Below are 683 nucleotides of genomic sequence, written 5' to 3'. Positions count from 1 at the left end.
CTCACGACGTTCTGAACCCAGCTCGCGTACCGCTTTAAATGGCGAACAGCCATACCCTTGGGACCTGCTCCAGCCCCAGGATGCGATGAGCCGACATCGAGGTGCCAAACCTCCCCGTCGATGTGAGCTCTTGGGGGAGATCAGCCTGTTATCCCCGGGGTACCTTTTATCCTTTGAGCGATGGCCCTTCCACACAGAACCACCGGATCACTAAGACCGACTTTCGTCTCTGCTTGACGTGTTTGTCTTGCAGTTAAGCTGGTTTATGCCTTTATACTCTACAAACGATTTCCAACCGTTTTGAACCAACCTTTGTAAGCCTCCGTTATTTTTTGGGAGGCGACCGCCCCAGTCAAACTACCCACCAGACATTGTCCTACGTGAGGATAACTCACGCTAGTTAGCTACCCGAATAAGAAAGAGTGGTATCTCAACGATGGCTCATTATAAACTGGCGTCTATAACTCAAAGCCTCCCACCTATCCTGCACATTCTTATCCAAGTAGCAGTGTCAAGCTGTAGTAAAGGTCCACGGGGTCTTTCCGTCTTGCCGCGGGTAGGAGGAATTTTCACCTCCACTACAATTTCACTGGATCCCTCTTTGAGACAGCTCCCATCTCGTTACGCCATTCATGCAGGTCGGTATTTAACCGACAAGGAATTTCGCTACCTTAGGACCGTTA

1 rRNA gene is annotated in these 683 nt (G+C 50.2%); it reads right to left on the bottom strand.

Going from position 1 to position 683, the window contains the following annotated elements:
- Window positions 1–683 (bottom strand): 23S ribosomal RNA (locus KJQ99_RS09465); the annotation flags it as partial.

Source organism: Campylobacter sp. 2018MI13, assembly GCF_018501135.1.
Taxonomy (GTDB): domain Bacteria; phylum Campylobacterota; class Campylobacteria; order Campylobacterales; family Campylobacteraceae; genus Campylobacter_E.
The sequence above is the reverse complement of the archived record's forward strand: the minus strand, read 5'-3'. Positions and strand labels throughout refer to the sequence as shown.